This window comes from Yoonia sp. (assembly GCF_965660735.1).
GTDB lineage: Bacteria > Pseudomonadota > Alphaproteobacteria > Rhodobacterales > Rhodobacteraceae > Yoonia.
The window spans coordinates 175,799-200,398 of the sequence record NZ_CBFIBD010000002.1 but is presented as its reverse complement, the minus strand read 5'-3'; the positions used below and the strand labels follow the sequence as shown (position 1 = coordinate 200,398).

Here is a 24,600-nt window from a genome sequence, read left to right as displayed (position 1 = left end):
CGCTAGAACAGCGCAATGAAGAACTTGCCACTTACCCGCGACCTTGTCCTGATTGGCGGTGGACACACCCATGCGCTGGTGCTGCGCAAATGGGGGATGAACCCTTTGCCCGGTGTGCGGGTAACGGTGATCAACCCCGGCCCGACCGCGCCCTATTCGGGGATGCTGCCGGGGTTCGTGGCCGGGCATTACAGCCGCGACGAACTCGACATTGATCTGGTGAAGCTGGCGCGTTTCGCCGGTGCGCGACTGATCAATGGCTATGCGACGGCGGTTGATCGTGCGGCACAGGTGGTGACGGTGCCGGGGCGTCCGCCCATCGCCTATGACACGCTGGCGATTGATGTGGGTATCACATCGGCCATGCCCGACCTGCCGGGGTTTACCGACCATGGCGTTCCAGCCAAGCCGCTGGGGATGTTTGCCACGCGATGGGATGCGTTCCGCGCAAATGCAAATGACCCGCAAATCGCCATTATCGGCGGGGGTGTCGCGGGGGCCGAACTGGCCATGGCGATGGCCCACGCCCTGCGGAACAAGGCCCCCACCGTGCGGTTGATCGACCGTAGTCGCGCGCTGGCCGATCTTGGCGCTAAGGCACGGCAGAAAATGCTCGCCGCACTGACGGCGCAGAATGTCGAGATTGTCGAGGATGCCGACGTGTCCGAGGTGTTCCCCCAAGGTGTCGTCTTGAAAGACGGGCGCACGATCAGGTCCGATTTCACCACAGGAGCGGCAGGTGCCAAACCGCATGACTGGCTGGCGGGCATCGGGGTGGATATGCATGACGGGTTCATCAGCGTCGATGCCAACCTGCAATCCAGCGACCCCGCAGTTTTCGCGGTTGGTGATTGCGCGCATCTGCGCGAAAACCCCCGCCCCAAGGCGGGCGTCTATGCCGTGCGCGAGGCACCTGTGCTGTTCGATAACCTGCGCGCGGTGCTCTGGGGCGGGCCATTACGGCCTTATAAACCGCAAAACGATTACCTGAAATTGGTGTCCCTTGGCGGCAAATATGCATTGGCGGAAAAATTTGGCACGGCGCGGCAGGGATCGCTGCTGTGGCGTCTCAAGGATCATATTGACCGCAAATTCATGCGCCAATTTGATGAACTGCCTGCCATGCCAGCCGTGAAGGCCCCGCGCAAGGCAGCCTTGGGACTGGTCGAGGCGCTGGGCGACAAACCCATGTGCGGCGGTTGCGGGGCCAAGGTGGGGCGGGCAGCGCTGCAAGATGTGCTGGCCGACTATTTTGGTGATGATGCCGCGATGGTGCAGCCGGGGCAGGTGATGACCACGGACCATCTGCGCAGCCTGACGCCTGACCCGGTGATGATGGCCCGTATAGCCGCCGTGCATGCGCTGGGCGATATCTGGGCGATGGGGGCTGCGCCGCAGGCGGCGACCGCAAGCATCATCCTGCCGCGCATGTCTGCCGAACTGCAACAGCGCACATTGGCCGAGATCATGCAGGCTGCGGCATTGGTCATGACGGAAGCCGGCGCAACGATCATTGGCGGGCATACGTCGCTGGGCGATGAACTGACGATTGGATTCACGATTACCGGCCTGACGGAAACGCCGATCACGCTGGGCGGCGCAAGACCCGGTGACGCGCTGATCCTGACAAAACCGATCGGCAGCGGCACGATCATGGCCGCTGAAATGGCAGGGCAGGCGCGCGGGGCCGACGTGATCGCCTGTCTGGACCTGATGGTGCAATCGCAAGGGCAGGCGGCAGATATCCTGCGTGATGCCTATGCGATGACCGATGTGACGGGGTTCGCCCTTGCAGGGCATTTGCGTGGAATGTGTGATGCGTCGGGGACCGGGGCAGAGGTGATGCTTGACCAGATCCCGTTGATGCCTGGGGCGGCGGAGTTGTCGCAGGCAGGTGTGCGGTCATCGCTGTTTGCCGATAACGCGGCTGGTGCCGGGGTGATTGCGGGGGCGAATTTCGATCTGCTTTATGATCCGCAGACGGCGGGCGGGCTATTGGCTGCTGTTTCCCCCGCGGCGGCCGATGCCACCCTCGCCCGGTTGAAATCGGCGGGCTACACCGCTGCAATCATCGGTGAAATCACCCATGTGCCGGATATCATAGCGCGCTGATCGCTTTTAGCAGGGCATCTGCTGCACGCGCCTGTCCCGCATCATCCAGCGTTTGCGCCTGCACAGTCGCGATTACGGTATGTGTGTCGATCCGGCGCGACTTGGTATAGGCCGGATCATAGTGCTGCGTCATCAGCGCCGCGGCCAGGGCAGGAAAGTCGCCGGCGCGCAAAAGGCCGATCCACCCGTCGACAATGGCGTGACCGCGGATATTGCGCAACGGCGCCAGCCTGCGGGCGACCTCATCGGGGTCGGTGATGATATCGGCATAGGTCTGTGTCAGGTAGTGCGCACGCGCCGCCAGGGGGGCCGTGATCACGACGCGGGGCGCGGCCAGCATGGCCTGCCACAGCGAAGGTGGCAGAGTGATGCGCCCGATCTTGCTGCTTTCCGCCTCGACCAGCACGGGGCGGGCCGGGTCCAGCGCGTGCAGGGCGACCGCAAGCGCGGTTTCAAACCCCTTCTGGCTGGGCTGACCACCGGGCGTGCCCCCCAGCAGTGACCCGCGGTGCGCCGCCAGCGCCTCGAGGTCCAGAACCTGCACGCCTCGCGCGCCTAACCGCGCCAGAATGGCGGTCTTGGCGGTGCCGGTATAACCATCCAGCAGGACCAGCCTGTGCGGTAGCGGATCAATGTGCAGGGCCTTGTTCACAAGGTGGCGGAAACTTTGATAGCCGCCCTGCACAGTCTGCGCCCGCCACCCGATCTGGGTCAGGATCGAGGCAAAAGACCCCGACCTTTGCCCGCCGCGCCAGCAATAGACCAAGGGCCGCCAGCTGCCGTCCTGCGAGGCCAGTGGCCCATCAATATGATCCGCCACATTGCGGGCCACCATCGCCGCGCCGATCTTGCGGGCGTCAAAGGGGCTGACCTGTTTGTAGACCGTGCCGACCTGCGCGCGCTGGGCATTGTCCAGCGCGGGCAAGTTGACAGCGCCGGGGATGTGATCCGTCGCGAATTCAGCGGGCGAACGCACGTCGATCACGGTATCGAACCCGTGGTTCAGCAGGGCATCAAGGGTGTCAAATGCAATCGGCATGACGCTATCTATCCGCAAAGCAGGGTAGGTTGAAACCCACCTTACGGATGAAGAGGCACACGCCCCCGATCCGTCAGCAGCCAGCAATCGCGCCCTTCGAAAACTGCGGGTACCAAGGGGCGCCCATAGCCCGCGCCGCCGTCCAGATCGACGCGGTTGCCGAAATGCTGGGGGCTGTCCAATGCAGTATGGCCATGCACCACAAGCTGCCCGAAATCATCGGCGCTGTTCAGAAAGGGGTCACGGATCCAGATCAGATCATCCTCGGCCTGATCGGCCAGCGCGATGCCGGGGCGCAGGCCCGCATGAACAAACAGCAGGTCATCGGTCTGGTGATACAGCGGCAGGGCATCCAGAAAATCCAGATGCGCAGGTGGCACTGTCGCCTGCGCGGCCTGCACAAGTCCTGCCTGATCCATCGTGGAAAACTGTTCCAGTCGCTCCCGTCCGCCCGTCGGATGATGAAATACCGGATCCCCCGTCACCCCGTAGGAGGCCAGTGTCGTCACGCCGCCAAGGCGCGGATTGATCCAGTGAATACCCGATTTCACCTGGGCGTCATGGGCAATGCCGCGACGGACAAAGCGGCTGAACAGGCGGTCATGGTTGCCGCGCAGACAAACCCAGCGGCATCCGGCATTTTGCCCCGCGATCAATGCATTGATCACACCACGACTGTCGGGGCCACGGTCCGTATAGTCGCCCAGAAACACGACCTGCGCATCTGGCCCGCCATCCCGCGCGATCAGGGCCAGTGCTGCGTCAAGCATGTCTTTCTGCCCGTGGATGTCGCCGATGGCATAGATCGGTTGCATGATATCTCCGGCCTGGGGTGTCCTGCGGGGCGGATTGTTATCCACCCCGCAGGGTCTTTACAAACAGGTTCAGACGTCGAAACGCAGCGGGCGGACCTGCTGAAACTTGCCCGTCGCCTGAAGCGCTGCGATAGCGGTCTCTGGCATCGGTTCATCCACGTAAAGCATCGCGATGGCTTCTCCGGTGGCAGAGGACCGGCCAAGGGTGAAGTTGGCGATGTTCACGTTGTTCTGCCCCAGCGTCGTGCCCAGCACACCGATGATCCCGGGGACGTCCTTGTTAGTGGTATAAAGCATGTGTTCGCCAATCTCGGCCTCGACATTGATGCCCTTGATCTGGATGAACCGGGGCTTTCCGTCGCTGAACACCGTGCCCGCGATGGACCGCTCTCGGGTGTCAGTTACAACCGTAACCTTGATATAGCCTTCGAAAGCGCCGGACTGGTCCTGCTTGGTGGTTGATATTTTCACCCCGCGTTCCTTGGCGATCACAGGGGCGGACACCATGTTCACATCCGGGTTGGCCGTTTTCATGATACCGGCAACCGTCGCTGCGGTCAGCGCCTTGAGGTTCATCTCGGATGCCTCGCCGTCGAACAGAATGTTGATCGCCTTGATCGGCTCATCCGTCATCTGGCCGATGAAATTACCCAGATGGCCGGACAGCTTGATCCACGGCCCCATGATCTTGGCTTCTTCCGCCGTGACCGACGGCATGTTCAGGGCGTTCTGTACGGCCCCTGTCAGCAAATAATCCGACATCTGTTCAGCAACCTGAAGTGCGACGTTTTCCTGCGCTTCGGTTGTCGCTGCCCCAAGGTGGGGGGTCACGACGACGTTTGGCAGGCCGAACAGCGGGTTTTCTGTTGCGGGTTCTTCGGCAAAGACGTCAAAGGCGGCACCGGCCACATGGCCCGATGTCAGCAGATCGGCCAGCGCCTGTTCGTCGACAAGGCCGCCGCGCGCGCAGTTGATGATCCGCACGCCTTTCTTGGTCTTTTCCAGGTTTTCCCGGCTGAGGATATTTTTGGTATCCGCCGTCAGCGGCACGTGCAGCGTGATGAAATCGGCACGCGCCAGCAGTTCGTCCAGTTCCACCTTTTCGACGCCGATTTCGGTTGCGCGTTCTTCCGACAGGAAGGGGTCCATCGCGATGACCTTCATTTTCAGGCCGCGCGCGCGGTCACAGACGATCGAGCCGATGTTGCCCGCGCCGATCACGCCAAGGGTCTTGCCGGTCAACTCGACCCCCATGAATTTCGATTTTTCCCATTTGCCGGCGTGGGTTGATGCGCTGGCTTCGGGGATTTGCCGGGCGACGGCGAACATCATCGCAATGGCATGTTCGGCAGTGGTGATCATGTTGCCGAAAGGCGTATTCATCACGATGATGCCCTTACGAGATGCCGCGTCACGGTCAACGTTGTCGACACCGATGCCCGCACGGCCAATCACCTTGAGGTTGGTGGCCGCATTGATGATTTTCTCGGTCGCCTTGGTGGCGGACCGGATCGCCAGACCGTCGTATTGGCCGATCACTTCCAGCAGCTTGTCCTTGTCCTTGCCAAGGTCGGGCTGGAAATCCACATCGATGCCCCGGTCTTTGAAGATCTGGACGGCAGCAGGCGAAAGTTTGTCAGAGATAAGTACTTTGGGGGCCATGATGGACACTCCTATTGGATCGACCCTGCACGAACAAACCTGTCCGGATTTGTTCGTGGGGCCGAATTTTATGTAGAATTTCTATTGTGCGTTGATCTCGGTTGCGAATGCCCAGGCAAGCCAGGGCAGCATCGCCTCTATGTCCGAGGTCTCGACCGTCGCACCGCACCAGATCCGCAGACCGGCCGGCGCATCACGGTAGGCGCCGATATCAAGCGCGATATTTTCAGCTTCCAGCCGTTTGGCGACGGCCTTTGCAAAGGCTGCGCCGTCCTTGATCCGGTCGTCGGTGAATTTCAGGCAGACCGAAGTGTTCGACCGCGTCGCCGGATCAACTGCCAGGTTGTCGATCCAGTCGTTGGCGGCACAGAAATTCCAGATCGCGCGCGCATTTGCGTTGGCGCGGTGCATCAGCGCATCAAGCCCCCCGATGGACCGCCCCCATTTCAGCGCGACCAGATAATCCTCGACCGCAAGCATGGAGGGCGTGTTGATCGTCTCGCCCTTGAAGATACCTTCGATCAGCTTGCCACCCTTTGTCAGACGAAAGATTTTGGGCAGGGGCCATGCGGGAGTATAACTTTCCAGCCGTTCGACCGCGCGGGGCGACAACACCAGCATCCCGTGGGCCGCTTCGCCGCCCATGACCTTTTGCCAGCTAAAGGTGGTCACATCCAGCTTGTCCCACGGCAGATCCTGTGCAAAGGCTGCTGATGTTGCGTCGCACAATGTCAGGCCAGCGCGGTCGCCGGGGATCACATCGCCCGAGGCGACGCGGACGCCCGATGTCGTTCCATTCCACGTAAAACAGACGTCATTGTCATAGTTCAGCGCGGCCAAATCGACAATCTCGCCGTATTCGGCGGTGTGAACGGTCGCGTCGATTTTCAGCTGCTTGACCACATCCGTAACCCAACCAGCACCAAAGGATTCCCATGCGACCATTTGGGCAGGGCGTTCGCCCAACAGCGACCACATCGCCATTTCATATGCGCCGGTGTCGGATGCAGGCACGATGCCGATGCGATAATCTGCCGGAATGCCCAGAATGTCGCGGGTCAGGTCAATCGCTTCGGCCAGCTTGGCCTTGCCGACGGCAGCCCGGTGCGACCGGCCCAATGCGGCGTCGTTGAGTGATTGCAAATTCCAGACGGGGGGTTTGGCACATGGGCCAGAAGAAAAACGCGGATTTTCCGGCCGCGTTGCCGGTTTGGTCATAACCATTGCTGGTATCCTCACAGATATGCGCCCTTCGTTGGGGAAGGGTGTCCCGCTGCCGCTCATAGACCCAGCCCGCCCCTTTCACAACGGCAAAAATGCAGCTAGACCGCCGCTTGATAGACATTTTGCGACACCCCGCGCGCCGATAGGAAACTTGCCCATGTTCATTGTCACCTTGTTGACCAGCCCGACCGAACGCAGCCTTGATGCCGCACTTGTGGATAGTCTGCGCAATGCCTGGGGCGGGGGTGATGCCACTTGGTTGGCGGTGGACGAGGCGGCTGAATTTTCCATTCCAGTCATGCCTGACAATCGCTGGGATGTCTGGGAAGGCCTGCAACGCGGGTGTGTTGATCTGGTAATTCAGCCGTCGGACAACCGGCGCAAAAAGATGCTGCTGGCGGATATGGACAGCACGATGATCCGGCAGGAATGCATTGATGAACTGGCGGATGAGGCGGGCGTTGGCGCGCATGTGGCTGATATCACAGCCCGCGCAATGAACGGCGAACTGAATTTCGAATCGGCCTTGATTGAACGGGTCAGCCTGCTGAAGGGGCTGCCGGAACCGATGATCGAACAGGTGCTGGACCAACGGATCACCTATATGCCCGGTGGCTATGAACTTGTTGCGACGATGAAGGCGCGTGGGGCCTATGCCGCGCTGGTGTCAGGCGGGTTCACCGCGTTTACATCGCGCGTGGCTGCTGCCCTTGGGTTTGACGAAAACCGTGCCAACACCTTGCTGGTGCAAGATGGCAAGCTGACCGGCGATGTGGCCCGCCCGATCCTGGGGAAAGAGGCAAAGGTGCAGGCGCTTGTCGAAATCACGCAGCGGCTTGGTATTGCGCGGGCGGATGCGCTGGCTGTCGGTGATGGCGCCAATGATCTGGGTATGCTGGGCCAGGCGGGTACCGGCGTGGCACTGCATGCGAAACCTGCTGTGCAGGCCCAGTGCGATATCCGGATCAACCATGGCGATCTGACGGCGCTATTGTTTATCCAGGGCTATGGGCGCGATACCTTTGTGACCTGACGCCGGCACGACCTGTCCGGCAGGCCCGATTGCGTCAGGTCAATCGGAACGCGGCGTTATTGTGCTTAGACAGTTCCATACGATCGAACTGTCCGGCAATAGGAGAACCGCCATGAAACCGTTCATCTTGACTTCCGCCAGTGTTGCCATGCTGCTTTTGGCGGGCTGCGAAAACCTGACGACTGAACAACGGACCGTCGTCGGTCTGACCGGTGGGGCTGCCGCAGGTCTGATCACGGCGGATATTCTGGATGCCGATAACGACTGGCGCCTGATCGCTGCCTTGGCTGGTGCTGCGGCTGGCACGATTGTCGCGCAGAACGAGGCCACTGACCAATGCGCCTATGCCCGTGGTGATGGCACCTATATTCTGGCGCCCTGCCCCTGATGTGCGGTGCTGGCGGGTTTGTCGCTTGCATCCGTTCATCTCCCCGCGCCAAATAGGCGTATGACCAGAGCAAGAAAACCCGCAACTATCGCCGCCCATGCCGCAGGCACCATTGATCCGCAATCGGGTGGGGTGGTGCCTGCGTTGCAGCCATCAACGACCTATCTGCGCGATGAAAATTATGCCCTGATCCGGCCTGACAACATCTATGCCCGCGACAACAGCGACAACCTGCGCCAGGCCGAGACCGTGTTGCAGCGGCTGGAAAATGCGCAGGATACGTTACTTTTTCCGTCGGGCATGGCCGCCATTGCCGCCGTATTTCGCACCCTGCCGAACGGGGCCGGCGTTATTGTGCAGTCGGGCATCTATTGGGGCACCACCCAGTGGGTGCGCGATTTTTCCGCGCGTCGCGACATTACCCTGACAGAGGTGGATGCCGATGACCTGCTCTCAGCCTGCCAGACCCGACAAGCGGCACTTGTGTTCATTGAAACCCCGTCCAACCCGTGGCTCAAGACCGTCGATATCGCGGCACTGGCGCAGGCAAGCGACGCAACGCTGGTGGTCGATGCAACAGCGGCGACGCCCATCCTGATGCAGCCTTTGGCGCTGGGTGCGGATATCGTGATGCATTCCGCGACCAAGGCAATCAACGGCCATTCCGACGTGCTGGCCGGGGTGTTGTCGACAAATGCGCCCGAGGCCCGAATATGGGACGATATCCGCACCGACCGCAAGACCGCCGGTGCGATCCTTGGCCCGTTCGAGGCGTGGCTGCTGACCCGCGCGATGCGCACCCTGCCGCTGCGGGTGGAACGGATGTCGCAGAACGCGCAAGCGCTGGCCACGTTTCTGCTGGGACATGATCAAGTTGAAGACGTGTTCTATCCCGGTTTGCCGCACCATCCCGGGTATGAAATTGCACAGCGGCAAATGTCGGGGGGGTACGGCAGCCTGATGTCGGTTTTGGTCACGGGCGGGCGTGAAAACGCGTTGCGCATAGTGGGCCGGTTGCAGCTATTCCTGCGCGCCACATCGCTGGGCGGGGTCGAAAGTCTTGTGGAACACAGGCACACGATTGAACCGCACACCGGAATTCCCGAAAACCTGATCCGCGTATCCGTCGGGATCGAGGATATCAGCGACCTGATCGCGGACTGGGATCAGGCGCTGAAAAGGTGACTGGCTAAATCACGCCTCGGTCGGGCCGCCTGCGGCCTTCCAGTCGCCGATGCCACCGACGTTGATGACATTCTTGTAACCCATGTCTTTCAGGGTCTTGCCGGCAAGTGCGGCCTGACCGCCCGCACCGCACACAAGGCACAGTTCGGCGTCTTTTTGAAAGATCGGGTTGTGAAATTGCATGTCCGGGTCTGCGGCAAATTCGATAAAGCCACGTGGCACGCGATGCGCACCCGCAATGGTGCCGGATTTTGCGATATCGCCGCTGTCGCGCACATCCACAAAGGTGGCGTCACCGGCGGCGTGTTTGGCGATCGCCTCTTCGGTCGTGATGCGCACGACTTCGGCGTTGGCGTGTTCAAGGTAATCTTTTGCAGATTTCATGGCGTATTTTCCCCTGTTATCTTGTGTGCGACATAGGGTGAGCCTGCGGAAAAACCAGCGTTGTGCAAGAAAAAAGCCCGGGCACAAGGCCCGGGCAAGTCCAACAGGGAGGTGGTGATAAGAACCCGATCACCGGCGGGAACAGGAAACGTATGTGTGATCTTGGCCAAAACCCCGATCAAGTCAGATCGTTATGCCACCAATCTATAACCGCCAGATTCGGTCACAAGAAGGCGGGCATTGGACGGATCTGGTTCAATTTTTTGGCGAAGACGATAAATATGTGTCTCTAATGTGTGCGTTGTCACGCCTGCATTATAGCCCCAAACCTCGTGCAGCAGCACATCACGGGCGACGACACCTTCGGTTGCGCGATACAGGAATTTCAGGATATTGGTTTCCTTTTCCGTCAGGCGCACCTTCTTATCGTCTTCTGTGATCAGCATTTTCTGGGCTGGCTTGAACGTATAGGGCCCAAGCTGGAACACCGCGTCTTCTGATTGTTCATGGGTGCGTAACTGGCTGCGAATCCGGGCCAGCAGCACCGGAAACTTGAACGGTTTGCTGACATAATCATTTGCACCCGCATCAAGCCCCAGAATTGTGTCCGAATCACTATCCTGAGCGGTCAGCATGACAATCGGGCATTTCACGCCCTGTTTGCGCAGAACGCGGCAGAGCTCGCGGCCGTCCGTATCGGGCAGGCCGACATCAAGGATCATCAGATCATAAAGCTGTTCCTTGGCCTTGACCAAGGCACTTGCCCCGTCGTCGGCTTCGAAGACGTCGAAATCTTCGGTCATCAAAAGTTGTTCACCCAGCGCCTCGCGCAGGTCGTCATCATCGTCGACAAGCAGAATTTTTTTGAGCTGTCCCATGACACCCTCCATGATTGTTACACAAGAAATGTGGTGCAGACACGTATCCGACAAGCTGTCGTGCAATTCTTTCACACGGACGTGTGATTTGGCGGGTAAATGTTTCACTTTGGATGCAAAATGACTATCTCATGAAACAAACAAGGATAAGATCGCATGGGATTTTCCCCTGACATTACCGAACGGCTGGCCCGCGCCCGTGCTGATTTGCGCATGGGCGTGCCTGTTGTGCTGGATGGCGGGGTGGTTGTTCTGGCCGCTGAAACGCTTGATGCGGCGCGGTTGGCGCATTTGCGCACCCTTGGCGGCACCCCGGTTCTGGCGGTGACAAACTGGCGTGCTGAAACGCTCAAGGCGCGCGCCTATGACGGGGATATCGCGCGGATTATCCTGCCGCCTGACGCAACGCTGTCGTGGGTGCGGGCCGTGGCCGACCCCGCCGATGACCTGCGTGCCCCGATGAAGGGGCCACTGCAAACCGCGCGCGACGGGGCCGCCGACCTGCACCGCGCCGCGATTGCCCTGACCAAGGCGGCACGGTTGTTGCCTGCCGCCGTGGTGCTGGACGTTGATGATGCCGCCGGTTTTGCCGCCGCCCACGATCTGACGCTGGTCCCCGCCGATGCGGCGCGCGATACCGGCCTCAGCCCGCTGCACCCGATCATCAGCGCCCGCCTGCCGCTTGAGGTGTCAGAGGCGGGGCGCCTGCACATTTTCCGCCCCGAGGACGGGGCCGAAGAACATTACGCCGTCGAAATCGGCAAACCCGACCGGTCCCGGCCGGTCCTGTCGCGGCTGCATTCGGCCTGTTTCACCGGCGATCTGCTGGGGTCGCTGAAATGCGACTGCGGCCCGCAATTGCGCGGTGCGCTGGCACAGATGGGGGCCGAAGGGGCGGGGGTGCTGCTGTATCTGAACCAGGAAGGGCGCGGGATCGGCCTTGCCAACAAGATGCGTGCCTATTCGCTTCAGGATCAGGGGTTCGACACGGTCGAGGCGAACCACCGGTTGGGTTTCGAGGACGACGAACGCGATTTCCGGATCGGGGCCGAGATTTTGAAGCGCATGGGGTTCTCGTCGGTGCGCCTACTGACGAACAACCCCGCCAAGGTGGCCAAGATGGAACACTGCGGCATCAAGGTGGTGGAACGCGTCCCCCTGAAAGTGGGCGAGAACCGGCATAATCATCATTATCTGGCGACGAAGGCGGCGAAGTCAGGGCATTTGTTGTGAGGGTCTGGTTTCCGTTTTGCGACCCGGCTGCCCCGGGCACGGAAACACGCCAGAGGCACTGGGCCATCGCCGATCTTGGCACGCCGATGCAAATATTCTTCAAGGGTGCACCATAAAACGCCAAGAATACCCATCTGATCGCCAGCCCGCAGGCTACCGATGGCGCTATATTGGGTTCCATGACTGTTGACGAGACGCAGGATTTTGCCTCCATGACCCCCACCGACCTTGTCCTCACCCCCACCCACCTGCGGTTCCAGAACCGGCGTTTTCCCTGCACCATCGGGCGCGGGGGGCTGACCAACCGCAAGAAGGAAGGCGATGGCGCGACGCCGTGCGGCACGCACCGCATTGTCGGGATGCTCTATCGGCGCGACCGCATGGCGAATCCGGCCGATTGGGCGCTGCCGATCAAACCCTTTGATCTGTGGTCCGACGATATCCGCGACCCTGATTACAACATGATGGTGCGCGCGCCCCACCCGTTCAGCCACGAACGCCTGCGCCGTGCTGATCCGATGTATGATCTGATCATCCTGACCGACTGGAACTGGCCCTATGCGGTCAAGGGGCGCGGTTCGGCGATTTTTATCCATCAATGGCGCGGGCCCGGGCGGCCCACGGCGGGGTGTATCGGGTTGCGCCGCGATCATCTGCGTTGGATCGCCCCGCGCATCCGTTACCAAACGCGGCTTGTTATCGCATAGCCATTCATGTTTCAGGTAATCAGACCTTGTAACCACGAGGCAGCACCAATGAAATACCAAGGCCCTTTCATGACACCTGACGATATCGCACAACTTCCCTATCGCCCCTGTGTGGGCATCATGCTGGTCAATCCGCGCGGGCATGTGTTCGTCGGCCAACGGATCGACCGCGACCAGGACGCCTGGCAGATGCCCCAAGGCGGCGTGGACAAGGGCGAAAGCACGCGCGACGCCGCCCTGCGCGAGTTGCAGGAAGAAATCGGCGTGTTGCCAAACCTTGTCAGTATCGAGGCCGAAACACCGGGGCTGATCCCGTATGACCTGCCGCACGATCTGGTGCCCAATATCTGGAAAGGCCGCTATCGCGGGCAGGAACAGAAATGGTTCCTGATGCGGTTCCACGGGACCGACGGCCAGATCAATATCGCCACTGCACACCCGGAGTTTTCCGCGTGGAAATGGATGCCGCCCGAAGAATTGGTCGCGTCCATCGTGCCATTCAAACGGGCGGTCTATGAAAAGGTGCTGACCGCGTTTCGTGCCAAGCTCTGACGTGCTGACCCCAAGCGGTTAGCCGACCCGCCCCGGTTGTTTAACGCAATCGTTCAAGTAATGACACCGACGCATAGCCATCGGGCACGATTCCACGGCTGCGTTGATACGCCTTGATCGCGGCGCGGCTGTTCGGGCCGATCCTGCCATCGACCCCTTGGGTCGAAAACCCTGCCGCTGTCAGGCGCTGTTGCAGTTCCACCCGCTCGGCCCGCAGCAGTCCGCGTTCACCGGCGGGGAAAGCCGTTTGAAACGGCCCCATCCCCCTGATCCGGTCGGCAAGATGCCCGACGCCGATGATATAGGCTTCGGCGTTGTTGTAACGCCCGATGACATCGAAGTTTCGGAACACCAGAAAGGCCGGACCACCGGCACCGGTCGGCGTGATCAGCGATGCTTCGCCGTAATTCGGCACGGGTTGCCCATCGACGCCGCGCACCCCTTGCCGGGTCCATGCGGCGGGCGACCGTTTCACCGCACGACCGGTCTGTTCAAAATCAAAACCGGGCGGCAGCCGCACCTCGACCCCCCAGGGTTGGCCCTGTTGCCAGCCATAGCGGCGCAGATAGGCTGCGGTCGATGCCAGTGCATCGCTGGGGTCATCGGCCCAGATATCACGGCGGCCGTCGCCGGTAAAATCCACGGCATAGGCCTGATAAGAGGTCGGGATGAACTGCGTATGGCCCATCGCCCCGGCCCATGATCCGGTCAAGTTGCGCGGGGCTACATCACCGTTTTGCAAGATACCAAGTGCTGCCACAAGTTGCTGTTCAAAAAACCGCCCCCGCCGCCCGTCAAAGGCCAGCGTGGCAAGTGTGGAAATCAGCGGTGTATCGCCGCGGCGCGCGCCATAGTTGCTTTCCATGCCCCAGATCGCAGTGACGACATTGGCATCCACGCCAAAAGTTGCCTGAACCCGCGACAGCAACCCGGCATATTGCTGCATCATGGACCGGCCATTGCTGACGCGCGCGTCAGATGCGGCTGTCGCCATATACTCCGCCAGGGGTCTGACAAATTCCGCCTGATTGCGGTCGCGATTGATGCTGTCGGGCAGGTATTGCGCCCCGTCAAAGGCCGCGGTGATAGTGCGGTCCGATATGCCCGCTGCCCGCGCCCGAGGCCGAAACCCTGTCACCCAATTGGCAAAGGCGTTTGCCTGTGCACTGGCTGAGCCGGCCACCCCAAGTGAAACCAGTCCTGTTGCGATAAATTGCCTGCGATACATGCCCGAACCCTCTGGCTTTTGTTTTCCGGCAGCATACCGCAAACTGCTTGTCGTTGAAATCAACTCTGCGACAGTCTGCGGGTTTCCACCGATCAGGCTCAGGTTCGGCGCCGTTTGACCTTGCGGGCCGTTTTTGCGGCCTTCTTTTTCGCGGACCCTACCTTGCGGCGCGGGGGTTTGCCGCGCGCCTTGGACGGGCCGCGCGGCACGGCGCGGTCATCAAGCCGGATCAGTTCCACGATCAGACCACCGGTGACGGGTGACGCCTCGACCAGTTTGACGGTTGCGCGCTGGCCAAGGGCCACGATCATGCCCGTATCGGCGCCCATCAGTGTCTGGGTTTCCGGATCATAGTGAAAATATTCGTTGCCCAGCGTGCGGATCGGGATCATCCCGTCTGCACCCGTTTCATCAAGTTTCACAAAGACCCCGAATTTGGCGATCCCGCTGATCCGGCCCGTCATTTCCACGCCCACACGATCCGACAGGAACGCGGCAAGATAGCGGTCGGTCGTGTCCCGTTCGGCGGCCATGGACCGGCGTTCGGTATCGCTGATCTGCTGGGCGGTCTCAGACAGATGTTCGATGTCCCATGGCGACAGCCCGTCCTTGCCCCAGCCATGCGCGGCGATCAGTGCGCGGTGCACGATCAGGTCGGAATAGCGCCGGATGGGTGATGTGAAATGCGCGTAAGCCCGCAGGGCCAGTCCGAAATGGCCAAAGTTTTCAGGGTTGTAATAGGCCTGCGTCATCGATCGCAGCGTCGCCATGTTGATCAGTTCATCGTTGTCAGTGCCTTCGGCTTGCGCCAGCAGCCGGTTCAGATGCGCGGTTTTCAGCACCTGCCCCTTGGCCAGCACCAGACCGGACGCCACGGCGACTTCGCGCAGGGCATCCAGCTTTTCGGGGGAAGGTTCCTCGTGGACGCGGAACAACAGGGGAGATTTCTTTTCGATCAGGGTTTCGGCGGCGGCGACATTGGCCAGCACCATGAATTCCTCGATCAATTTATGCGCATCCAGCCGGTCCTTGAAATTGACTGACACGACCTTGCCGTCCTCATCCAGCACGATCCGGCGTTCAGGCAGGTCAAGGTCCAGCGGCTGGCGTGCCGCGCGCGCCTTGGTCAGGGCGTCATAGGCTGCATAGATCGGGCGGATGATATCATCCATCAGCGGCGCGACCTTGTCGTCGGGGGCGCCGTCCATGCCATCCTGCACCTGCTGATAGTTAAGCGAGGCCACAGATTTCATCATCCCGCGGTGAAACTGATGGCTCAGCTTCTGGCCATGCGCGTCGATCCGCATCGAAACGGCGATGCAGGCCCGTTCCACGCCTTCGTGCAGCGAACATAGGTCCCCTGAAAGCCTGTCGGGCAGCATCGGCACGACACGGTCGGGGAAATAGGTGGAATTGCCGCGCTTGCGGGCCTCGTGGTCCAGCGCGGAGCCTGGCCGCACGTAATGCGCCACATCCGCGATCGCGACCCAGATGATGAAACCGCCCGCGTTGCGCGGGTCAGGGTCGGGTTCGACATAGCAGGCATCATCACGGTCGCGGGCATCGACGGGGTCGATGGTAATCAGCGGCAGATCGCGCAAATCCTCGCGGTCTTTCAGGCCGGCGGGTTTGGCGGCGTCTGCCTCTGCGATCACCTCATCGGGGAAATGATCGGGAATGCCGTGCTGGTGTATGGCAATCAACGATACTGCGCGTGGCTCAGTCGGATCACCAAGGCGTGCCATGACGCGGGCCTTGGGCAGACCCATACGGCCCTTGGGCCCGGTCTGTTCGGCCTCGACCAGTTCGCCATCCTTGGCGCCGCCGGTGGCGCCTGCTGGCACGACCCACTGCCGGTCGGCACCCTTGTCGATAGGCAGCACACGCCCCCCTTCGGACCCGGCGCGATAGACGCCCAGTATCCGCATCGGGTTGGTGCCGATCCGGCGGATCATGCGGGCGGTGTGGCTGTGGTCCTCGGTCTTGTCGACGGTCAGACGGCCCAGGATTCGGTCACCCTGACCAAGTGCCGGATCGCTGGACCGCAGCATCATCAGAATGACAGGTTCGGGGCCTTGCCCGGTCCATTCCAGCGGACGCGCATAAAGATCGCCATCTGCGTCCGGGCCGGTGATTTCCAGCACGGATACCGGTGGCAGATCCTCGGCGTCGCGATAGGAACTGCGCCGCTTGGTCAGCTTGCCCGCCTCTTCCAATTCCTTGAGAATACGCTTGAGGTCGATGCGCGCCGCGCCCTTGATCCCGAATGCCTTGGCGATATCGCGCTTGGCTGTCTTGGTAGGGTTTTGTGCGATCCATTCAAGGATCTCGGATTTGGAAGGGATGCTGGTCATCATATTGCCTAACATGGGGTGCGGGGCGCGTCATCTCAATTGGGGGGCAGGGGGAACTTGTTCCAGCCTATGAAAAATAATCCGTCAGGATGCGTTTATAAATCGCCTTTAGCTGGATGATCTGATCAACAGCGACCCGTTCATCGACCTGGTGCATCGTTTTGCCCACCAGTCCGAATTCCACTACCGGGCAATGGTCCTTGACGAACCGCGCATCCGAGGTGCCCCCCGATGTGGACAGAACCGGCGTGACCCCCGTTTCTGCCTTTACCGCCGCCGCGACCAGATCGGACAGGTCACCGGGGGGCGTCAGGAAACTTTCGCCCGACACCTTAACCTTGATATCCAGATCAACATCGTACTCTTCCGCAATTTTGCCTGCTTCCGCGCCGATCCAGTCGACGACGGACTGGCTGGAATGGGCTTCGTTGAACCGGACGTTCACCGTGGCCCGGCAACTTGCCGGGATCACATTGGTCGCGGTGTTACCAGTGTCAAAGGTCACGACGGCCAGCGTCGAGGGATCGAAATGCGCGGTGCCCTTATCCAGTTCATGCGACGACAGCCGGTCCACCAGCCGCGCCATGGCCGGGATGGGGTTGTTGGCGCGATGCGGATAGGCCGCATGCCCCTGCACCCCGCGCATCGTCAGCCACAGCGTTACAGACCCGCGCCGGCCGATCTTCATCGCCTCGCCCATCACATCGGGGCAGGTGGGTTCGCCCACCAGACAGACCGCCATCGCCTCGCCATTGCGGGCCATCCAGTCAAGAAGCGCGGTGGTGCCATGCAGCGCATCGCCTTCCTCGTCCCCGGTGATCGCCAGGATGACCGCACCGTCGGGGGGCGTATCAATGACAAAATCAATCGCAGCGGCGGCAAAGGCCGCAACACCGGATTTCATATCCGTAGACCCGCGCCCGTAAAGATACCCATCCTTGATTTCGGCCCCGAACGGCAGCACCGACCAGTCGTCTTCATTGCCCACAGGCACCACGTCGGTATGACCATTGAACCCGAATGACCGGTTCGCCCCTTGCCGCCCCCAGCGGGCAAACAGGTTCGGCACACCGCCGCGATCAACGCGGGTGCAGTCAAACCCTGCATCGCCCAGCAGATGTTCAAGCAGCACCAGTGCGCCGCCTTCGGTGGGGGTGACAGACGGACAACGGACCAGATCAGCGGTCAGGGCAACGGGATCAACAGGCATCTGGAAACTCCTTTGGGGCAGGGATAGCCCGCAAGCCCGGTGGATGCAATTTGCGGTGCTCACCGTGTCCCTGCCTTTTGGGGCGGGAAAGCCGGGAACGTGGTAATTTTACAGGAATGCGCGCTTTACTTGGTTGTAGTCATGCGCCCGACATAGGATGAGATACGGCAAACCACAGGATCGCAATGAAGAAAGCAAATCCAAACGGGAAACGGCCATCCCTGTCAATGCCGATCCTGCGCACCGCGCGGGCACAGCATCGGGCAGGGGAACTGACGCTGGGCAACCTTTTGTCCGCATTGGGCGAGGCATCGTTCGGATGGGCGATCGTGGTGTTTTCATTGCTGACCTTGTTGCCAATGCCGCCGGGGTCATCGGTGATCACGGCGCTGCCGGTTCTGGTAACAACCGGGCAGATGATGCTGGGGTTTTCCTATCTCCGGTTGCCGGGGCGGCTGGCACGCATGCGGTTGAACCCGGATAAACTGCGCCGGACCGTGCTGCGCCTGCGCCCGGTGACACGGCGTCTGGAACGGGTGCTGACGCCGCGCTATCCGATGCTGTTTGCGCGCCGGTTCGCGCAGCCATTCGGGTTGATGGTGTTTGTCATTTCGTTCGCATTGTTCCTGCCGGTCCCGCTGAGCGGCTGGTTTCCGGCAGTATCGTTGTTCATCGTGGGCGTCGGCATCGTCGAAAGGGACGGGGTCGTCACCGCTGTTGGCCTGAGCCTGGGCGCTGTGTCGGTTTTGCTGACACTCCTGATCATGACGTCGCTTGCCGCAGGGGCAGGCGTGTTTATGGATCCGACCTAAAAGTCGAATAATTCGCCAAGGAACGAGTCACGCTTTTTCTTGCGAGGACGCGCGCCATGCCCGTCGTGTTCATCACGCCCATAAGACGGGTCAGCCGCGGGCGCGGCAGGTGCCGAACGGTCGATGATCTTGTCCAGTTCACCGCGGTCAAGCCAGACACCCCGACATTTGGGACAGTAATCTATTTCCACGCCGCTGCGTTCCGCGATCACAAGCGTTTCACCGTCAATCGGACATTGCATTTGGATACCTCGTTCTAAAATGCTGTTGGACAACAGACATAAGAAAGCCGGCGGTTTTTCCAACCTGCCTGTATGCCGATCTTGCTGTGGTGGATTGCCGCGCAACGCGGCGGTTACTTGTCGAAAAACGGCGTCATCTGCGCAACGATGACGCTGTTTTCATCCAGCGCGCGCTGCATCAGGGCCTTTTCCTCGTCGGAAATGTCGTGCCCCTCGGCCAGTCGTTCCTCTAGCGTGCCATAGCCGGATACGTCCAGCGGCGCGAGGTCGGCCTGTTTGAGGATCGCGACGGTTTCGCGCACCGCCTCTGCCTCGTCCACGCCGCTGGCATAACACATCAGCGCGGCCCCTGTCGCGCCTTCGGGCAACCCGTCACCCGCAGTGCGCCCGACCTCGATCAGCAGGGTAAAGACCTGCTGGCGGCTAGGTTTCCTGATCATTCCTTATCCTCCCAACGCGAACGGACCGCCCATATGGTCGAAATCACGATCACCGTTTGCAGCGGCACATAGATCAGCAGCATCAGAAAGACGATGGTCCAGAACAGCGAAAATTCCATCAGGTAGACAAAGGTGAGCGCGGGTTGCCAGAGCATCCACAGCAGTCCGCCGATCAACACGATATCCGCCGCAACCAACACCCAGGCTTCGCGGAACGACGGACGTCTGCCCTCCGCGATGCGCTTTCTGGCCTGCGTGCGGCTAAGGATCATGTAAAGCGTTTCCAGTTCATTTGACGGTGCGGTCTGGTCTGAAACGCTAGTCGCGCAGCAGTTCGTTGATGCCCGTCTTGGACCGTGTACGTTCGTCCACGCGCTTGACGATGACGGCACAATAGAGGTTCACGTTGTTTTTCGATGGCATGGACCCTGCGACGACGACGGAATAGGGCGGCACCTCGCCATACATGACCTCTCCGGTTTCGCGGTCTACGATCTTGGTGGACTGGCCGATGAAAACGCCCATGCCCAATACGGACCCTTCGCGCACGATGCAGCCTTCGACAACTTCGGACCGTGCGCCGATGAAACAGTTATCCTCGATGATGGTCGGCCCGGCCTGCATCGGTTCCAGCACGCCGCCGATCCCGACGCCGCCAGACAGGTGCACGTTCTTACCGATCTGGGCGCATGACCCCACGGTGGCCCAGGTATCGACCATTGTGCCGCTGTCGACATAGGCACCCAGGTTCACAAACGATGGCATCAGCACGACGCCCGGCGCGATATAGGCCGATCGGCGCACAACCGCGTTGGGAACGGCACGAAAGCCCGCCTCGCGGAATTCATCATCGCCCCAACCGGCAAATTTGCTGTCGACCTTGTCCCACCAGCCAGAGGCCTGCGGCCCGCCGGACTGGAATTCCATGTCCTTGATGCGGAATCCCAGAAGCACGGCCTTTTTGGCCCATTGGTTTACATGCCACGACCCGTCGTCCTGTTTTTCCGCCACCCGCAATGCGCCGCTGTCCAGCGCGTTCAACGTATCTTCGATGGCTTCGCGGGTCTCGCCGGTGGTGGCGGGGGTAATCTGATCGCGGGTGTCCCACGCGGCTTCGATTGCGGTCTCAAGGGCGGCGTTGGACATGGGCGGTCTCCAATTTCCTATATTCGGCTGTTGGAACGCGCTATAGACCGGAAAACCCTAAAAGCGCAATGCGAGGAACAGCAGTATGCACGACGACCGACGCCACCCGTTTCGCGACAGCCAGCAAGACCGGGAGGCCGCGACCCATTTTCCTGATACCCCACAGACACGGGCACCGTCGTACAAACTGGCCTTTACCGACGAAGAATTCATGCTGCGCGATGAATTGCGGCCCGTCCGGTTGCAGCTTGAGCTTCTCAAGCCCGAACTGTTGATGAATGAGGCAAAGGTCAATTCGACCATCGTGCTGTTCGGCGGTGCGCGTATCCCCGAACCCGCCAAAAAGGACAGGGCGCGGACGCAGGCGCTTGCCGATCTTACGAAGTATTATGACGAGGCGCGGCGCTTTGCCCAGATCATGACGGCCAAATCGCTGGCCAATGGCGGCACTGACAATGTCATCGTCACCGGCGGCGGCCCCGGCGTGATGGAGGCGGGCAATCGCGGTGCGGCGGATGCTGGTGGCAAATCCATCGGTTTTAACATCGTGCTGCCGCACGAACAGTCGCCGAACGAATACGTCACGCCGGAATTGTGTTTCAATTTTCACTACTTCGGCATCCGCAAGATGCATTTCCTGATGCGCGCGTCGGCGGTCTGCGTGTTTCCCGGTGGCTTTGGCACGCTTGATGAAATGTTCGAGGCGCTGACGCTGATCCAGACCGGACGCATGGCGCAGGTGCCATTTTTGCTGTTTGGGCGGGCATTCTGGGAAACGATCATCAACTGGGATGCACTGGCCGATGCGGGCACGATTTCCCCTGATGATCTGAAACTGTTCCGTTTCGTTGAAACCGCAGAAGAGGCGGTGACGGCATTGGATGACTGGGCCGGCAAGGGCGAAAAGCGCGGGGCGATTCCGGGGCGATGAAACCGGCGATCATGGTCATGGGCGTGTCGGGTGCCGGCAAATCAACCGTTGGGGCGGCACTGGCGACGGCGCTGGGCGCTGTTTTTCTGGACGGCGATGATTATCACCCGCAAGCCAATGTCGATCACATGGCGGCCGGTCATCCGCTGACAGATGCGATGCGCTGGCCCTGGTTGGACAGACTGGGCGCGGCGGTGCAGGCGGCGCGGGCTGACCATGCGGTGGTATTTGCCTGTTCGGCTTTGAAACGCAGCTATCGGGAATATTTGCGTGCGGCGATACCGGGGTTGCGGGTTGCCTACCTTGATGCGCCGCAATTGCTGGTGGCTGACAGGTTGGCGCAGCGGCGGGGGCATTTCATGCCTGCGAACCTTTTGAACAGCCAGTTCGCAACCCTTGACGCACCACGCGATTGCATCAGCGTTTCAATAGATCAGCCCATCACGGCAATTGTCCAGGACTTATGCGGGCGGCTTTGACGGGATTTCAAGATGCTGCATCGGGGGTGCATCCGGGTCGCGGATAGCCTGAATGGCGGCCTTGGCCAGAAACGCGCCTGCTGTGCCGACCTTTTCCGAAATGGTCATGATATCTGCGCGGAACAGCTTCAGGAACGGGATGGCTTCCTTGGTGAAAACGTCGATTTCCTTGCCGACGGTCGCGCCCTGCTGTTCCAGCCCGGCCACCGCAGCCATGGCGGATGACGTTGACGCCGTGATGATCGCGTCAATCGTGGGATCGGCGCGCAAGGTGTCCCTGACGTATGTCACGACCTCTTCGCTGGTGCTGTCGCTGGTCACCTGTTCGGCAAGAATCACGGACACGCCACGTTCTGTGGCAACATCCATGACCCCGGCGATCATGTGCTGGGCATAATTCTGTGCGGGTGGCGGGGCGATCAGCAGCAGCCGCTTGCGGCCCTTGTCAGCCAGTTGGCCGGTTGCCAGCCGTCCAAAGGCGTTATTGTCGAAATCATAATAGGGGTGCCTGTCAGACCAGTCGCTGCGACCGTGGGTGGCAAATGGAAACCGCTTGTCCATCAGATAGGCGACGCGGGGGTCCTGTGGTGTGACCTGATTGAAAATCACGGCATCCGCCGATCCGGTTTCCACGATATAGCGCAGCGGTTCCAGGGGGTCCTGATCGGGAAAGAACGGGGTGACGATAAGGTGAAAGGGCGTGTCGCGCAGCCCGCCTGCGACGGATGAAATCAGACGCGCGGTGTGGTTCATGATGTCATGTTCGGTTGGCATCACAAGGCTGATCACATTGGTCCGCCCGGTGCGCAGGCGGACACCGGCACGGTTCGGCACATAGCCGATTTCCTGTGCGATCTTGCGCACCAGCGTTTTCGTGCGCTGCCCGATATCGGGGGCGTCATTCAGCGCGCGCGACACGGTCGGCACTGCCAGTCCGCTAATGCCGGCAATGGTTTTCAACGTCGGCTTGACGGTCTTTTTCGGGCCTTTGTCTGTCACATCAGCCCCTGTTTTGCGTTGCGCCATGGCGTTGCCTTTCTTGCTCTGGCGGCAAATCTGGTCGCCCATCATGGCCGATCCAGAAGAAATCCGCCACCAAAAACAACATAAAGTCAGTCATTTAGTTACCGCTAACAGTTCTGGCGGACGGGTATGGTGAAAATTTCTTGCGAGGTTAATCTAAATCGTTATAGAATTTTCTACAACGATTTAGAACCACAGGGAGGACAGAATCGTGAAATTGACAACACAACTCTTGGCGGCCACTGCGCTTGTCGGCGCATCGGCGGCATCCGCTGTCGAACTTGAGGTTACCCACTGGTGGACGTCAGGTGGTGAGGCGGCAGCCGTATCCAAGTTTGCCGACGCCTGGAATGCGACCGGAAATACATGGGTTGATGGCGCGATTGCCGGGTCCGGTGGCACGGCGCGTCCGATCATCATTTCACGTATCCTTGGTGGTGACCCTATGGCAGCCACACAGTTGAACCACGGGCGGCAGGCCGAAGAACTGATCGAGGCAGGTCTGATGCTTGACCTGACAGACGTGGCCGAGGCTGGCGGCTGGACGGATATCGTCAATCCGGCTGCGCTGCTGGACAGTTGCACGCTGGACGGTCGCATTTACTGCGTGCCGGTCAACATCCATTCGGCGCAATGGATGTGGCTAAGCCATGATGCCTTTGAAAATGCCGGTATTGATGTGCCCGCCGACTGGAACGCATTCGTGGCGGCGGCACCTGCGCTGCGGGACGCGGGTGTTTTGCCATTGGCCATGGGCCAGCAAGGCTGGCAGCAAAACCTTGCCTTTGGCGCGATCACCATTGCTGTCGCGGGTCTGGGGCCATGGCGTGAAGTGACCGTGAACAAGAACGCCGATGTGGCAGCGGGCCCTGAATATGCCGCCGTTTTCGAAGCGGTCGCAAATGCGCGTGAACTGGCGCGCGGGTCGGATGTGCAGGACTGGAATCAGGCGACCAACATGGTCATCACCGCCAGTGCCGGTGCGCAATTGATGGGTGACTGGGCGCAAGGTGAATTTTCTGTCGCAGGTCTGGTCGAGGGGCAGGATTATTCCTGCCTGCCAGGTCTGGGTCTTAACGCGATCCTCGACACCGGTGGGGATGCTTTCTATTTCCCTGTGAATGACGACCCTGAAATCACCGCAGCGCAAAAAGAACTTGCCGCGCTGCTGATCTCACCCGAGGTGCAGGTTTCGTTCAACCTTGCCAAGGGATCGCTGCCGGTGCGCGGCGACATCGACATGGCCGCCGCAAACGGGTGTATGCAAAAGGGTCTGGAAATCCTTGCAGATGGTGGCGTGCTGCCATCAGGGGACCAGTCCCTGTCAGCCGATACGCAGTTGCAGATCGAGGACCTGATGGCGCAATTCTGGTCCAGCGACATGCCTGCCGATGAAGCACAGGCAAAATACGCCAGTATCATCGCCAGCGCTGACTAGGCCCGACCGCGCAACGTGATCCGGGTCCGGCATTGCGCCGGGCCCGCTTGCATATGCTTTGCGCGCCCCAAAAAAAATGGAGCCG

At 60.6% G+C, this 24,600-nt stretch carries 25 protein-coding genes; 11 read left to right on the top strand and 14 right to left on the bottom strand.

The annotated features are described in order from the left end of the window. Window positions 1-15: 15 nt before the first annotated feature. The gene (selD, locus tag ACTG4B_RS02285; RefSeq protein ID WP_439154055.1) at window positions 16-2,112 is read left to right on the top strand and encodes a selenide, water dikinase SelD; all 2,097 of its coding nucleotides are present in this window, start codon (window positions 16-18) and stop codon (window positions 2,110-2,112) included. On the opposite strand, the gene mnmH is transcribed toward selD, so the two are convergent. The 4 genes from mnmH to ACTG4B_RS02265 form a co-directional block, all read right to left on the bottom strand. Further along, entirely contained in the window at window positions 2,099-3,151 is a 1,053-nt protein-coding gene (gene mnmH / locus ACTG4B_RS02280; protein WP_439154054.1) for a tRNA 2-selenouridine(34) synthase MnmH, read from the bottom strand. The two genes, selD and mnmH, sit on opposite strands and share 14 nt — an antisense overlap. A gap of 41 nt (window positions 3,152-3,192) precedes the next feature. After that, window positions 3,193-3,966, bottom strand: a complete 774-nt coding sequence (locus ACTG4B_RS02275) for a metallophosphoesterase family protein (protein WP_439154053.1) — start codon at window positions 3,964-3,966, stop codon at window positions 3,193-3,195. A gap of 69 nt (window positions 3,967-4,035) precedes the next feature. Next, window positions 4,036-5,628, bottom strand: a complete 1,593-nt coding sequence (serA, locus tag ACTG4B_RS02270; RefSeq protein WP_439154052.1) for a phosphoglycerate dehydrogenase — start codon at window positions 5,626-5,628, stop codon at window positions 4,036-4,038. An 81-nt stretch (window positions 5,629-5,709) separates the two neighbouring features. Continuing rightward, window positions 5,710-6,852 carry a phosphoserine transaminase gene (locus ACTG4B_RS02265; protein WP_439154051.1) on the bottom strand — a complete coding sequence of 381 codons (1,143 nt, stop codon included), beginning with the start codon at window positions 6,850-6,852 and terminating at the stop codon, window positions 5,710-5,712. A 157-nt stretch (window positions 6,853-7,009) separates the two neighbouring features. Here ACTG4B_RS02265 and serB point away from each other — a divergent pair, with 157 nt between their 5' ends. The 3 genes from serB (at window position 7,010) to ACTG4B_RS02250 (ending at window position 9,458) form a co-directional block, all read left to right on the top strand. Further along, window positions 7,010-7,885 carry a phosphoserine phosphatase SerB gene (gene serB / locus ACTG4B_RS02260; protein ID WP_439154050.1) on the top strand — a complete coding sequence of 292 codons (876 nt, stop codon included), beginning with the start codon at window positions 7,010-7,012 and terminating at the stop codon, window positions 7,883-7,885. 112 nt (window positions 7,886-7,997) lie between these two features. After that, a complete protein-coding gene (locus tag ACTG4B_RS02255; RefSeq protein WP_439154049.1) occupies window positions 7,998-8,273 on the top strand; it encodes a glucose-6-phosphate isomerase in 276 nt (91 codons plus the stop codon). A gap of 60 nt (window positions 8,274-8,333) precedes the next feature. Next, on the top strand, window positions 8,334-9,458 hold the full coding sequence (locus ACTG4B_RS02250) for a trans-sulfuration enzyme family protein (protein ID WP_439154048.1): 1,125 nt from the start codon (window positions 8,334-8,336) through the stop codon (window positions 9,456-9,458). Between the two features lie 9 nt (window positions 9,459-9,467). On the opposite strand, the gene ACTG4B_RS02245 is transcribed toward ACTG4B_RS02250, so the two are convergent. Both ACTG4B_RS02245 and ACTG4B_RS02240 read right to left on the bottom strand, forming a co-directional pair. Continuing rightward, the gene (locus tag ACTG4B_RS02245; RefSeq protein WP_439154047.1) at window positions 9,468-9,842 is read right to left on the bottom strand and encodes a rhodanese-like domain-containing protein; all 375 of its coding nucleotides are present in this window, start codon (window positions 9,840-9,842) and stop codon (window positions 9,468-9,470) included. Between the two features lie 191 nt (window positions 9,843-10,033). After that, window positions 10,034-10,720 (bottom strand): response regulator transcription factor, encoded by a 687-nt coding sequence (locus ACTG4B_RS02240; protein WP_439154046.1) that lies wholly within the window; start codon window positions 10,718-10,720, stop codon window positions 10,034-10,036. 156 nt (window positions 10,721-10,876) lie between these two features. Here ACTG4B_RS02240 and ribA point away from each other — a divergent pair, with 156 nt between their 5' ends. The 3 genes from ribA to ACTG4B_RS02225 all read left to right on the top strand — a co-directional run bounded on the left by ribA (window position 10,877) and on the right by ACTG4B_RS02225 (window position 13,212). After that, a complete protein-coding gene (ribA, locus tag ACTG4B_RS02235; protein WP_439154045.1) occupies window positions 10,877-11,953 on the top strand; it encodes a GTP cyclohydrolase II in 1,077 nt (358 codons plus the stop codon). 212 nt (window positions 11,954-12,165) lie between these two features. Then, a complete protein-coding gene (locus ACTG4B_RS02230) occupies window positions 12,166-12,660 on the top strand; it encodes a L,D-transpeptidase family protein (RefSeq protein ID WP_439154044.1) in 495 nt (164 codons plus the stop codon). Between the two features lie 69 nt (window positions 12,661-12,729). Continuing rightward, a complete protein-coding gene (locus ACTG4B_RS02225; protein ID WP_439154043.1) occupies window positions 12,730-13,212 on the top strand; it encodes an RNA pyrophosphohydrolase in 483 nt (160 codons plus the stop codon). A gap of 40 nt (window positions 13,213-13,252) precedes the next feature. Here ACTG4B_RS02225 and ACTG4B_RS02220 read toward each other — a convergent pair whose 3' ends face one another. The 3 genes from ACTG4B_RS02220 to dapE all read right to left on the bottom strand — a co-directional run bounded on the left by ACTG4B_RS02220 (window position 13,253) and on the right by dapE (window position 18,004). Then, window positions 13,253-14,440 carry a lytic murein transglycosylase gene (locus ACTG4B_RS02220; protein WP_439154042.1) on the bottom strand — a complete coding sequence of 396 codons (1,188 nt, stop codon included), beginning with the start codon at window positions 14,438-14,440 and terminating at the stop codon, window positions 13,253-13,255. 98 nt (window positions 14,441-14,538) lie between these two features. Next, on the bottom strand, window positions 14,539-16,794 hold the full coding sequence (gene rnr / locus ACTG4B_RS02215) for a ribonuclease R (RefSeq protein ID WP_439154041.1): 2,256 nt from the start codon (window positions 16,792-16,794) through the stop codon (window positions 14,539-14,541). 67 nt (window positions 16,795-16,861) lie between these two features. Next, window positions 16,862-18,004, bottom strand: a complete 1,143-nt coding sequence (dapE, locus tag ACTG4B_RS02210; RefSeq protein ID WP_439154040.1) for a succinyl-diaminopimelate desuccinylase — start codon at window positions 18,002-18,004, stop codon at window positions 16,862-16,864. 185 nt (window positions 18,005-18,189) lie between these two features. Here dapE and ACTG4B_RS02205 point away from each other — a divergent pair, with 185 nt between their 5' ends. Then, entirely contained in the window at window positions 18,190-18,816 is a 627-nt protein-coding gene (locus tag ACTG4B_RS02205) for an exopolysaccharide biosynthesis protein (RefSeq protein ID WP_439154039.1), read from the top strand. Here ACTG4B_RS02205 and ACTG4B_RS02200 read toward each other — a convergent pair. From ACTG4B_RS02200 to dapD, 4 genes are all read right to left on the bottom strand, one after another. Then, a complete protein-coding gene (locus ACTG4B_RS02200) occupies window positions 18,813-19,058 on the bottom strand; it encodes a zf-TFIIB domain-containing protein (protein WP_439154038.1) in 246 nt (81 codons plus the stop codon). The genes ACTG4B_RS02205 and ACTG4B_RS02200 overlap by 4 nt on opposite strands. A gap of 113 nt (window positions 19,059-19,171) precedes the next feature. Continuing rightward, the gene (locus ACTG4B_RS02195; protein ID WP_439154037.1) at window positions 19,172-19,498 is read right to left on the bottom strand and encodes a hypothetical protein; all 327 of its coding nucleotides are present in this window, start codon (window positions 19,496-19,498) and stop codon (window positions 19,172-19,174) included. Further along, a complete protein-coding gene (locus ACTG4B_RS02190) occupies window positions 19,495-19,770 on the bottom strand; it encodes a hypothetical protein (RefSeq protein WP_439154036.1) in 276 nt (91 codons plus the stop codon). Before ACTG4B_RS02190 ends, ACTG4B_RS02195 begins: the two co-directional genes overlap by 4 nt. 46 nt (window positions 19,771-19,816) lie before the next feature. Beyond that, complete coding sequence (gene dapD / locus ACTG4B_RS02185) at window positions 19,817-20,644, bottom strand: 2,3,4,5-tetrahydropyridine-2,6-dicarboxylate N-succinyltransferase (RefSeq protein ID WP_439154035.1); 828 nt, start codon at window positions 20,642-20,644, stop codon at window positions 19,817-19,819. Window positions 20,645-20,729: 85 nt separating this feature from the next. Between dapD and ACTG4B_RS02180 the strand changes: the two genes are divergently transcribed. Then, entirely contained in the window at window positions 20,730-21,575 is an 846-nt protein-coding gene (locus ACTG4B_RS02180; protein WP_439154034.1) for a TIGR00730 family Rossman fold protein, read from the top strand. Then, complete coding sequence (locus tag ACTG4B_RS02175) at window positions 21,572-22,054, top strand: gluconokinase (protein WP_439154033.1); 483 nt, start codon at window positions 21,572-21,574, stop codon at window positions 22,052-22,054. The genes ACTG4B_RS02180 and ACTG4B_RS02175 overlap by 4 nt, the downstream gene beginning before the upstream one ends. On the opposite strand, the gene ACTG4B_RS02170 is transcribed toward ACTG4B_RS02175, so the two are convergent. Beyond that, window positions 22,037-23,080 carry a LacI family transcriptional regulator gene (locus tag ACTG4B_RS02170; protein WP_439154032.1) on the bottom strand — a complete coding sequence of 348 codons (1,044 nt, stop codon included), beginning with the start codon at window positions 23,078-23,080 and terminating at the stop codon, window positions 22,037-22,039. The genes ACTG4B_RS02175 and ACTG4B_RS02170 overlap by 18 nt on opposite strands. Window positions 23,081-23,288: 208 nt before the next feature. Between ACTG4B_RS02170 and ACTG4B_RS02165 the strand changes: the two genes are divergently transcribed. Next, the gene (locus ACTG4B_RS02165) at window positions 23,289-24,515 is read left to right on the top strand and encodes an ABC transporter substrate-binding protein (RefSeq protein WP_439154031.1); all 1,227 of its coding nucleotides are present in this window, start codon (window positions 23,289-23,291) and stop codon (window positions 24,513-24,515) included. The last annotated feature ends 85 nt before the right edge of the window (window positions 24,516-24,600 follow it).

What these genes read in the sequence shown, in the direction of transcription:
- ACTG4B_RS02265 (WP_439154051.1), bottom strand. Translation starts at nt 6,852, where the DNA reads ATGGTTATGACCAAACCGGCAACGCGGCCGGAAAATCCGCGTTTTTCT.
- rnr (WP_439154041.1), bottom strand. Translation starts at nt 16,794, where the DNA reads ATGACCAGCATCCCTTCCAAATCCGAGATCCTTGAATGGATCGCACAA.
- ACTG4B_RS02175 (WP_439154033.1), top strand. Translation starts at nt 21,572, where the DNA reads ATGAAACCGGCGATCATGGTCATGGGCGTGTCGGGTGCCGGCAAATCA.
- ACTG4B_RS02245 (WP_439154047.1), bottom strand. Translation starts at nt 9,842, where the DNA reads ATGAAATCTGCAAAAGATTACCTTGAACACGCCAACGCCGAAGTCGTG.
- ACTG4B_RS02205 (WP_439154039.1), top strand. Translation starts at nt 18,190, where the DNA reads ATGAAGAAAGCAAATCCAAACGGGAAACGGCCATCCCTGTCAATGCCG.
- ACTG4B_RS02200 (WP_439154038.1), bottom strand. Translation starts at nt 19,058, where the DNA reads ATGCAATGTCCGATTGACGGTGAAACGCTTGTGATCGCGGAACGCAGC.
- ACTG4B_RS02190 (WP_439154036.1), bottom strand. Translation starts at nt 19,770, where the DNA reads ATGATCCTTAGCCGCACGCAGGCCAGAAAGCGCATCGCGGAGGGCAGA.
- ACTG4B_RS02225 (WP_439154043.1), top strand. Translation starts at nt 12,730, where the DNA reads ATGACACCTGACGATATCGCACAACTTCCCTATCGCCCCTGTGTGGGC.
- ACTG4B_RS02240 (WP_439154046.1), bottom strand. Translation starts at nt 10,720, where the DNA reads ATGGGACAGCTCAAAAAAATTCTGCTTGTCGACGATGATGACGACCTG.
- ACTG4B_RS02195 (WP_439154037.1), bottom strand. Translation starts at nt 19,498, where the DNA reads ATGATCAGGAAACCTAGCCGCCAGCAGGTCTTTACCCTGCTGATCGAG.
- ribA (WP_439154045.1), top strand. Translation starts at nt 10,877, where the DNA reads ATGGGATTTTCCCCTGACATTACCGAACGGCTGGCCCGCGCCCGTGCT.
- serA (WP_439154052.1), bottom strand. Translation starts at nt 5,628, where the DNA reads ATGGCCCCCAAAGTACTTATCTCTGACAAACTTTCGCCTGCTGCCGTC.
- ACTG4B_RS02170 (WP_439154032.1), bottom strand. Translation starts at nt 23,080, where the DNA reads ATGGCGCAACGCAAAACAGGGGCTGATGTGACAGACAAAGGCCCGAAA.
- ACTG4B_RS02220 (WP_439154042.1), bottom strand. Translation starts at nt 14,440, where the DNA reads ATGTATCGCAGGCAATTTATCGCAACAGGACTGGTTTCACTTGGGGTG.
- serB (WP_439154050.1), top strand. Translation starts at nt 7,010, where the DNA reads ATGTTCATTGTCACCTTGTTGACCAGCCCGACCGAACGCAGCCTTGAT.
- dapD (WP_439154035.1), bottom strand. Translation starts at nt 20,644, where the DNA reads ATGTCCAACGCCGCCCTTGAGACCGCAATCGAAGCCGCGTGGGACACC.
- mnmH (WP_439154054.1), bottom strand. Translation starts at nt 3,151, where the DNA reads ATGCCGATTGCATTTGACACCCTTGATGCCCTGCTGAACCACGGGTTC.
- ACTG4B_RS02275 (WP_439154053.1), bottom strand. Translation starts at nt 3,966, where the DNA reads ATGCAACCGATCTATGCCATCGGCGACATCCACGGGCAGAAAGACATG.
- ACTG4B_RS02230 (WP_439154044.1), top strand. Translation starts at nt 12,166, where the DNA reads ATGACCCCCACCGACCTTGTCCTCACCCCCACCCACCTGCGGTTCCAG.
- selD (WP_439154055.1), top strand. Translation starts at nt 16, where the DNA reads ATGAAGAACTTGCCACTTACCCGCGACCTTGTCCTGATTGGCGGTGGA.
- ACTG4B_RS02255 (WP_439154049.1), top strand. Translation starts at nt 7,998, where the DNA reads ATGAAACCGTTCATCTTGACTTCCGCCAGTGTTGCCATGCTGCTTTTG.
- dapE (WP_439154040.1), bottom strand. Translation starts at nt 18,004, where the DNA reads ATGCCTGTTGATCCCGTTGCCCTGACCGCTGATCTGGTCCGTTGTCCG.
- ACTG4B_RS02250 (WP_439154048.1), top strand. Translation starts at nt 8,334, where the DNA reads ATGACCAGAGCAAGAAAACCCGCAACTATCGCCGCCCATGCCGCAGGC.
- ACTG4B_RS02180 (WP_439154034.1), top strand. Translation starts at nt 20,730, where the DNA reads ATGCACGACGACCGACGCCACCCGTTTCGCGACAGCCAGCAAGACCGG.